The organism is Rubritalea sp., assembly GCF_039830215.1.
Classification (GTDB): domain Bacteria; phylum Verrucomicrobiota; class Verrucomicrobiia; order Verrucomicrobiales; family Akkermansiaceae; genus Rubritalea.
On the sequence record NZ_JBDOPO010000250.1, the window covers coordinates 1 to 9,345 of the forward strand.

Annotated in this window: 9 protein-coding genes and 1 tRNA gene; 5 read left to right on the forward strand and 5 right to left on the reverse strand. The window is 48.3% G+C overall.

The window, feature by feature from the left end; translation table 11 throughout:
• From ABGY95_RS08240 to ABGY95_RS08255, 4 genes are all read right to left on the reverse strand, one after another.
• Positions 1–686, reverse strand: a 686-nt coding sequence (locus tag ABGY95_RS08240) for a histidine kinase dimerization/phospho-acceptor domain-containing protein (RefSeq protein WP_347441206.1), incomplete at its 3' end; no start/stop codon positions are given.
• A 10-nt stretch (positions 687–696) separates the two neighbouring features.
• On the reverse strand, positions 697–1,389 hold the full coding sequence (locus ABGY95_RS08245; RefSeq protein ID WP_347441207.1) for a response regulator transcription factor: 693 nt from the start codon (positions 1,387–1,389) through the stop codon (positions 697–699).
• 102 nt (positions 1,390–1,491) lie between these two features.
• Positions 1,492–3,219: a Na/Pi cotransporter family protein gene (locus ABGY95_RS08250; protein ID WP_347441208.1), complete on the reverse strand. Its 1,728-nt coding sequence runs from the start codon at positions 3,217–3,219 to the stop codon at positions 1,492–1,494.
• 55 nt (positions 3,220–3,274) lie between these two features.
• A complete protein-coding gene (locus ABGY95_RS08255) occupies positions 3,275–4,195 on the reverse strand; it encodes a C1 family peptidase (protein WP_347441209.1) in 921 nt (306 codons plus the stop codon).
• 728 nt (positions 4,196–4,923) lie between these two features.
• Between ABGY95_RS08255 and ABGY95_RS08260 the strand changes: the two genes are divergently transcribed.
• The 5 genes from ABGY95_RS08260 to ABGY95_RS08280 all read left to right on the forward strand — a co-directional run bounded on the left by ABGY95_RS08260 (position 4,924) and on the right by ABGY95_RS08280 (position 8,134).
• The gene (locus ABGY95_RS08260) at positions 4,924–6,033 is read left to right on the forward strand and encodes a serine hydrolase domain-containing protein (protein WP_347441210.1); all 1,110 of its coding nucleotides are present in this window, start codon (positions 4,924–4,926) and stop codon (positions 6,031–6,033) included.
• Positions 6,034–6,101: 68 nt separating this feature from the next.
• A tRNA-Ala gene (locus tag ABGY95_RS08265) sits at positions 6,102–6,177 on the forward strand.
• Between the two features lie 131 nt (positions 6,178–6,308).
• Complete coding sequence (gene rsfS, locus ABGY95_RS08270) at positions 6,309–6,662, forward strand: ribosome silencing factor (protein WP_347441211.1); 354 nt, start codon at positions 6,309–6,311, stop codon at positions 6,660–6,662.
• Positions 6,663–6,768: 106 nt separating this feature from the next.
• Positions 6,769–6,969, forward strand: coding sequence for a hypothetical protein (locus tag ABGY95_RS08275; protein ID WP_347441212.1), 201 nt, complete (start codon positions 6,769–6,771; stop codon positions 6,967–6,969).
• Positions 6,970–7,135: 166 nt separating this feature from the next.
• Complete coding sequence (locus tag ABGY95_RS08280) at positions 7,136–8,134, forward strand: NAD(P)-dependent alcohol dehydrogenase (RefSeq protein ID WP_347441213.1); 999 nt, start codon at positions 7,136–7,138, stop codon at positions 8,132–8,134.
• A gap of 82 nt (positions 8,135–8,216) precedes the next feature.
• Here ABGY95_RS08280 and ABGY95_RS08285 read toward each other — a convergent pair.
• Positions 8,217–9,345: HD domain-containing protein (locus tag ABGY95_RS08285; protein ID WP_347441214.1), on the reverse strand; the 1,129-nt coding region annotated here is incomplete at its 5' end.

Below are 9,345 nucleotides of genomic sequence, written 5' to 3' on the forward strand. Positions count from 1 at the left end.
TCGACTAACCGTGAGAGTCGGTTGCCGTGTTTGCGCATGGTGGTGAGCATGCGGCGTGAGATGGCGGGCTCTTCCAGAATGTCATCGTCTACCAGGTTTTCCAGATAGCCATTGATGATGGCTAGTGGTGTGCGTAGCTCGTGTGAGGCATTGGCAACGAAGTCGGTGCGGATTTGATCGGCTCTGTGTTCTGTGCTGATGTCTCTTAGGACGATGCAGAAGAGCGGGTCGCGATCGAGATTCGGCAAGGGTGTGAGTTGAATGATCCAGGCAGTTTCGCCCTCGGAGGGCTTGCCTCCGAGACTATGTGAGCTGGAGGGAAGAACGATGCGCTCCTGTGCGTGCTTGGCTGACCCTATCAGTTTTTGAATGAGGTCACTCACGGTGGGGTGCAGAATGACTTCTGGTAAGCTTCTGCCACTAAGGTCTTGGTCCCGAAATGCTTCACGTGCTCTGGTGTTGAATCTGCTGATTTCGAGCTCTGAGTTGACGATGAAAAAGGCATCACTGATGGCGTCGAGTGAGACTTGGTTGTCGGTGAGGGCTTGCTCTAACTTTTTGTTGGTGCTGTCGCGTAGTTTTCTAGCCGCTTTAATTTGCCCTGCCAAATTGCCGCGCAGAGTCTTTAGCTGGTACACGAGTACAGCAACGGCTATGGCAAGTGTGATGGTGAGCGAATCCGGCATCAAATGAAAGTTACTGTGGATCTTTAGGCTTGTCGACGATGCGGTAGCCTGTGCCTCGAACTGTCTCAAGGTAGCTAGAATATGGTTCTAGTTTTTTGCGCAAGCGTTTCATGTGAGTGTCGAGCGTGCGTGAGTGGACTTCGTCGCTGTAGCCCCAAACTTCTTTGAGGAGAGTACTTCGATCCTGTGGTGCGTTGGTCCGCTCACAGAGAAAAATCATGAGTTTGAACTCAGTCGATGTGAGGTCTTTTAGCTCGCCGTTTAGATAAAAGCAGAGCGTATTTTTGTCGAGCTTGAAGGGACCAAGCTCAAGTACAATTCCATTGCCTTTAGTGGTCGTGCGTTTGAGGATTGCCTGAGTACGAAGGACGAGCTCTTTTGGGCTGAATGGCTTTGTGATGTAATCGTCCGCACCCGTTTCGAGGCCGGTGATGCGGTCTTCAGTTTGAGCCTTGGCTGTAAGCATGATCACTGGAATGTTGCGTGTGCGTGGGTCGCGCTTGAGTTCCTTGTTGACGTTGATTCCATCCATTCCAGGTAGCATGATATCTAGAATGATGAGATCTGGCTCGATGCTGATTGCTTTGTTTAGTCCTTCTAAACCCTCGTGAGCCAGAATGGTGTCGAACTGATTGCGCTGGAGGTTGAAGGATATCAGCTCAGCAATGTCTACTTCGTCTTCGATGATTAGGATTCTTTGCATGATGTGGCGGCTCTTGGTTTAAACTAAAAAGCCGAGACTGCTGTATGTGCAGACCCGGCTCTTATCGAAGTTATCTTGGTGACACTGCTGTCACATTGTCGCTTAGCTCACTTCAGCGGATGTCTGAACGACATGCATTAGGTGGTTAGCGATGACATTGAGCTGGTTGTTGGTGTCGATGTTAAGCATCTCGACCTTTACGTTGCCTTCTGCCATGCGCTTCATAGCGGCTTTATTTGAGCTCTTAGTGAGTGATTTGATCTGCTCACGAATATCTTCAGCTTGCTGAGTCTCAGCTGGGCTGATTTGACCGAGGATACGGTTTTCACAGAAGCTAAGGAAATCGGATATGAGTGCAGTAAGTTCGCGTATAGTTGATAGCTGCTCTTCGCTGAACTGGCGTCCTTTGTTGTAGCGTCGTTCAGCGATTTTGATGAGGCGGTAGATAGCATCTGAACATTCTTCTAGCTCCGCAGTCATGCGGAGTAGGCCAGTGATTCGCTCAGAGAGGTGTGGGGACACTTCTTTTGAGGTGCAGCGGACAAGGTACTCGGTGATGTCGTGCATCATTAGGTCAGCCTCGTCTTCCATCGCTTTGAGATGGACGACCTGCTTCGACATATCGCGCTCTGGGTGCTCGAATACCTCAGTATAACCGGCAAACATCTTAGTGCAGTGGTTGCTAAGGTTGGCTACCGCTTGTTCAGCTTCCACGATATTGAGTTCGCCGAGGTCAACGAGTGACTGTGAAATATACTTGATCCGCACTGGGTCAGCAGAGGAGTCTTCCTCTTTGTCTTTGACCATTTTTTTGACTAGCTTAGCAATTTGGGGAACGAACCAGATCAACACACCGATGTTTATTAGGTTAAACAGGGTGTGGAAAACCGCGGTAGCAAAGGCTACTTCGGATTTTCCAAAGTCTTTCTTAGCGCTCTTGAGGCTATCAGGAAGGGAGTCAGCTAATGACCAAATGAAGTCGGTGAAGATACTGAATGCTATCAACATCCATACGACACCAATAACGTTGAAAAGAAGGTGGGCTCGGGCTGCTCTTTTCGCCGCAACACTGGATCCGATAGAAGCTAACCATGCGGTTACCGTGGTGCCGATATTTTCACCTAGTACGATCGCAGCTGAGTTTTTGAAGGCGACCATTGGGTCCTCACCAAGCCATCCTTGCATAGCAAACGTAATGGTGATGGCCATCGCTGCAGAGGAGCTCTGCACCACTAGGGTGAGGATCACACCTGCACACATGAAGAGGATTACGGACATGAAGCCAGTAGCCTGAATCCATCCCACGATGCCACGAAGTGTGTTGATGGTATCCATGTCACCAGATTTGACTGCTGATTTGAGATCTGGAACGGCCTCTTTTAGCTCGCCTAGACCGAAAAAGAGTAGTCCGAAGCCGATGAGTACTTCGCCAATAAATTTCCATTTACCTTTACCTACAAAGAACAGAGGAAGACCACAGCCGATAATAGGGAGGGCAATTTTGGTAACACTAAATTTGCCAATGGAAGCCACAATCCATGCTGTCACTGTGGTTCCTAAATTAGCGCCCATGATGACTCCGATGGATTCGACGAGGGTGAGTAGACCCACATTCACAAAGCTAACCACCAAAACGGTAGTGGCTGATGAGGATTGGACAAGACCAGTAGTGAAAAGTCCAGTCAGTATGGCGCTGAAGCGGTTCTTTGTCATTGTGGCCAATGCTGTACGCATACCATTTCCAGCAACTTTTTGGATGCCCTCAGACATGACTTTCATGCCGTAGAGGAAAATGCCTAATGCGCCGAGGATCGTGAGGATAGTGAGCATATGTGTATGAGTTGTGTCTGGGATGTCAATTGGGTGACACCCGTTGTGTGTAGATTCAGTTAGCAACTGTCAAGGTCGAAGGCGAGTCTGAGGAATTATTTCTCTCTACATAATAAAGCTGGTAAGTTCCTCGGCTAAGAGCGTTAGCTGAGACCCAAATCGAATCTTTGTGTGTGGAACTGCGTATTGAAAACTGGTCGGTACCTGGGTTGTAGTGGCTAACCACTAGGCTGTGTCGCGAGTAGTTGCAAGAGGTGTGATGTGAGTGACTTATGAGTTCTTCGAAGTTTGAGACATCGACAGCGACTGGGCTAGCAGAGAGCTGGGCGATGATAGAGGATTTTACTTGTGAAGTTGTTTTCGGCTTCAGATGCCTGAGCTTGTAGTTTTCTAACCATTTCTGTGTCCAGTCGCGGGTTCTAGTATATTCGGGCAGGCTTAACGTTTTCTGAACGCTCTTTAACTGGTAGAAAGATTGTTGGATTTTTGTTTGAGCCACAGAGCTTGACCATTGTTTCGTATTTTTGAGTTGGCTGGCTTCTTTGGCTAGTTGGTCGCGCTCGAAGCGAAGGCGCTTCATCGCCATAGCGACTCCATTGCTAAAGAGTGGATCATAGGGGAGTTCGCGTTCGCTGGCGATACCGTTTTTTTGGGCTAGGGAGAAATCTAGATTGATATGCCCTGCCTCACCATAACGCTGAGGAAGCATTTTATAAGTGGCTGCAACGAGCTGGTGGGTGATCATTTCACTGCAGGAACTATGTCCATTCGTGTAGTGCCGTAGGAAAAGGTCGCGCTCAGAGAGGTTGATAAATTGTCCAGAGGCTCGCCAATACTCAGCCTCAACCAAAGCTATAGTCGCAAATGTGTGGCAGGATCCGACATCACCTTGTAGCTCACTGTGCTTCCAATAGTCTTTGGCTATTAGAGTACCAGTGCTAAGGTATAGTAGGTAAAAGAGGATGAACCAGTTCACGCGGGCTGGCTACAATAGCCCTAATCTATTGTAAACTAAAATACCGTGTAGGGCAAAAAAGTTCTAAAGAATACATTCTAACAGATTTAGATTACCTCGCTACACTACGATTCATGGGGCAATTCTGACGAACTTAGACTCTTCAGTATTTTTCTTGTGCGTTCGTTGAGCTCTGACTCAACGGACTTGATATCTTTGGCTATAATTGCTGCAAAGCTGCTATTTTTTGTTTCGTACTAGCGTGCTAGGGCTTTGAAGTTATCAATTCCACTTTTTATTCCAACTAGCAAACGGGAGCGAAAAATAAGCTGCGGCTGCAAGTTCTTTGCAGACCCTCTCATGTCCTGCGAATGCAAGACCGTTATAATAGTTGAGCGTCGCCACTCGATAATCCTTTGACTTCTGGATTATTGCCCAAGCTGAGGAGTCGCTGGACTTATTCTATAGAGTGCTCAGCAATCCCGTCCTGCTCCATCCATCACAGAGAATTATAGGTTACAATCGGCCTCCGGTCCTCTGTTATGAAGCGATAGATTACTCCATACTCCTCCTCTCGGAGAATGTGGTATTTTGGTTTCATTGCTTTTGTGGTAAAATCGAGGTTACAAATGCTATGCCGCCCCCGTCTAAGAATTATTTCCTAGCATAGGGAATCCGCCGAGTACTTAATCGGCTGAGTTTGTTATTTTTCAGTTGAATACTGGGATCTCTCGGGCTGGTGTGTGCGCATGGATTTGGAAGCAGTAAAATTGGCATTCCGCAAGAACTTCGCAGAACACGGTGAGCTAGGAGCCTCTGTGTCTATTTGGAAAGAGGGTGTGGAAGTTCTTAACCTTGCGGATGGCTGGTGTGAGCGTGATGAAGTTCGCCCATGGAACTCAGCTACGATTGTGCCTTTCTATTCTGCAACCAAGGCTTTGGCATCCGCTACTTTACTCATGCTACTGGAGGAAAATGGCTTGTCTCCAGATGACTTAGTGTGCCGGGTGTGGACAAATTTTCCAAATAGCTCAGCCACATTTAGCGAACTCCTAAGCCACCAATGTGGACTGGCTGCGCTAGATCAGAAGTCTAGCGTGTTCGATCACGAGGAAGTGATTTCCGCGATTGAAGCCCAAGAGTCTAACTGGGAACTTGGCGATGGCCATGGCTATCACCCACGAACCTTTGGCTTTTTGGTCGAAGAGCCGGTGCGGATCCTCACAGATAAGCGCCTAGGTGCAGTTTTTCGCGAACGCATTGCTGATCCCCTAGGGCTGGAACTCTGGATTGGCTTGCCTGCGTCAGAGTTCAGTCGAGTGGCAACACTCTACACTGGGAAAATGGATAAAAGTGACCTGCTAAGCGGTTTCTATAAAGAGTTCAATCAATCCGGCACGCTCGTACGTCAGGCATTTAGTTCACCGCGAGGTCTACAGGGAGTGCATGAGATGAATACTCCAAAGGCTTGGCAATCAGGGCTACCAGCGATGGGGGGAATAGGAACAGCTCAGTCACTGGCTAAATTTTATCAGGCAGCTATCGGGGCAATCCCCTTATTCTCTGATGAGGTGCTAGAATGGATGCGTACTCCAGTGGTAACGGGGGATGACCGTATACTCATGACTCCCACGCGCTTTAGCTGTGGATTCCAGTTAGATCCGCTCGATGAAAATGGTGATAAGGTCCGCCGTAACTACGGCGAGGGACTGCATGCATTTGGCCACCCTGGTGCTGGCGGTAGTCACGCTTTTGGCGATCCAGACTCGGGGATATCCTACGCATACATTATGAATCAGATGGATCTCTCAGTCTTGCCGGGGGCTAAGAGCTCAGCAATTATCCAGGCTCTTTCGTAGTGATAAAGAAAAAAGTCTTGCAAGGATAACAAGCGAAGGGTAAATCCCTCGCGCACTCGAAGGATTACGGGGCATTAGCTCAATTGGTAGAGCGTCTGCATGGCATGCAGAAGGTCAACGGTTCGATTCCGTTATGCTCCACCATCCATTCTTATATTGAATGCGATGGCAAGAATCCCAAATCATTCTGGTAGAAACACTAGAAGCTTGGTAAAGGATAGCCCTAAGGGGGCTTTTTTTTTGCACTCCGAGTGGTAACCAAACTAGTAGAATAGATGAAAGTAGAAGGTAAAGAACTCGCAATTGCTTGTGCTCGCGCAGTAGCCGAAAATAAGGCTGAGGACATTCGGGTGATCGATGTCAAAGGACTCTCATCTATTACAGATTACATGGTTGTTTGCTCAGGTAATTCATTGCCTCACCTCAAGGCTCTCATGCGCGACACGGAAGTTATCGTGCAAGAAAAGCACGATGCTAAGCCATACAGTGGTGAAGGTCGAGCTGAGACAAAGTGGGTTGTGCTCGATTACTTTGATGTAATGGTGCACATCATGCACGTCGATTCACGTGTAGAATATGACCTCGAAAACCTCTGGCCAGATGCCCAAGAAGTTGAGTGGGAAGAGTAGCTCTTGTGAAAAATACATTTTTGCGTCTAGAGTTAACGCTTTCTCCTCTCAGTCTTGACGTGATGAGAGGGAGTGTTTTTTTACACGAAAGTTAAAATCTTTTATTATGAACGAACTAAAGCAACAAATTATGGATAAATTAGGTGTGGATGAAGCAATGGCTGATACTGCAATTCAGCTAGTGTTAGGCTACGCCAAGACCAAGTTACCAGAGAGTCTTCAGGCACCAATCGATAGTATAGCAAAAGGGGAGAATCCAGATATCGGTGGCAGCGCGATGAATGCGGTGAAAGGACTTTTCGGCTAGAAGAGAATTTCAACTGCCAGATGGGAGCTTCTAAAAGGTAACGTGCCAGTATCGTCCGAGCGTAATCACAAATCCACATGGGTGCGGACAGTCGATGGAGTAGGCTGTTAGTTTCCTGAGATCAACACTAGTGGAATCCTCAGTTATGGTGTATTAGTGGCCCACTATGATAAACGCATTTGCTGCAAATGAACAAGGGGCTGAGCTTCAGCCGTTTCAATACGATCCAGGTGTCCTTGCTCGTAAAGATGTCGAAATCGATGTGCTCTACTGTGGAGTCTGCCACTCAGACGTGAGCATGATCGACAATGAATGGGGGCTTTCTCAGTACCCGCTAGTGCCCGGTCACGAAGTGGTTGGGCGCATCGCCAAGATGGGTGAGGAGGTGGTTGGTTTTGAAGTCGGTCAGGCGGTTGGCCTTGGTTGGCACTCAGCTTACTGTGATCACTGCCACCACTGTGAATCTGGAGATAATAATTTTTGCTCAGAAGCTGTCTCAACAATTGAGCACCGTGGTGGCTTTGCTGATAAGGTTCGTGCAGCTGCTAATAGTGTAGTAGCTATCCCGGAAGGGTTTGATTTATCTAAAGCTGGACCTTTATTCTGTGGAGGCATCACAGTCTTCAATCCCTTGGTCCAATTTGATATTAAGCCCACATCAAAAGTGGCAGTGATTGGAATCGGCGGCTTGGGATCGATGGCTGTGCAATTTTTGAGAGCATGGGGCTGTGAGGTAACAGCATTCACTTCTTCAGAAGCAAAGCGAACCGAGGCTATCGACCTCGGAGCGCATCACACCTTAAACTCAAGAGACCCGGACGACATCGCCTCTGCAGCTGAGCAGTTTGACCTTATTATTTCGACCGTGAACGTCAGACTTGATTGGAATCTTTATTTGAGCACACTCAATATTCGAGGTCGCTTGCATATTGTCGGGGTTACTCTGGAGCCACTCGACTTAGAGATTTTCCCTCTTATGATGGGGCAGCGCTCCGTGTCCTCATCACCGGTGGGTAGTCCTAAGGTTATTGCGCAGATGTTAGAGTTCGCTAAACTGCATAACATTGCTCCGGTGGTAGAAGAATTTGCAATGGTGGATGTGAATGGCGCTATTCAACATCTGCGTGACGGAAAAGCGCATTACCGCGTCGTCTTAAAGCGCTAGTGGAAACAATATGTAGAACGAAAAATGCTCCAGTAATTTTAGGTCGCTGGCGCATTTTTTATTTTAAAGGATGATGTGTCGGCTAGAAGAGTTCGCCAGTGAATGGCTGAGCTTGAAATTCGTCTTCTAGTTCAGGAGCATCTTCTGGCTGTTTTTCTTTGGATAGAGTTTTTTTTACCGGGTCATCTTTTACTATCAACTGTGGTGGAGCTTCGGATACTGGTACTTTGGGTTTGACTGACTGTTTCGGAGTTGGCTGATCCTTTGCTGTTACCACTGCAGGTTCAGTGATTGTCTCCGCTGCCGTTGTTGGAGTGGCTGAGCGCGAAGTCTCGGAATCCTTAGGAAAATGGGCTAGAGGGGTAACTAGATTCGCTGGGAGGGGAAATTGCTTTTGCTGGATTCCGGGGGCTAATTCAGGCGCCACATCATAGGCCTGCTTGAACATCTCGCACTTGGCGTCGATGTTGTCTATGTGGTGCAGCACGATGGCCTCGGGAGTGCGGGGCAGCGTTGGTGAACCAAATTCATAAGTGCCGTGGTGGCTGGCAATCAAGTGCAGTAAGTGAATGCGAACGTCCGAGCTGAGTGGGAAAAGGTCGTTCCATTGCTTAGGGCTATCGTTGAGCATTTCTGACCAAAGTCGGCTAGCGAGGTCAATGCCGAGAGGAATGTGTCCGAGCATTTCGCCCTGAAGGTCAAATGGCTGAGCAAATCCAGTTTCTGGGTAGGTGTTCTCCCACATTTTCCCGCAGTCATGGAAGAGGATGCCGGTGATGATGAGGTCCGTGTTGAGATCTTGGTAAACAGTTGAGAGGGCGATGGCTGAACGCATCATTTGTGCGACATGCTCCACTAACCCCCCGCGACGAGCATGGTGGTTTTTTCTGGCTGCCGCAGTGCGTTGGAATTTTAGCCCGTATTGCTCGATGAAGAGCTGACATAGCGTGTGGAGGCGTGGGTCTGAGATTTCCTGGCAAAGCTGAGTAATGATTTGCCAATCTTGTCTTTGCTGAGCGCTAGTCTCTTGGTCACCAGTGAGTAAGTCATCCGTCTCGTTAGCGTTGAGTGGGCGGAAGTCCCAACGTTGAGCGTCAAGCCCATATTGGTTTTGAGTCCAGTCGCCCGATAGGCGTAGGAATGATTCAAGCGGGAGTTCTTGAGCGCTGTGAAATTGTGGGAGGTTTTCCCAGATCTTCAGGGTAAATTGG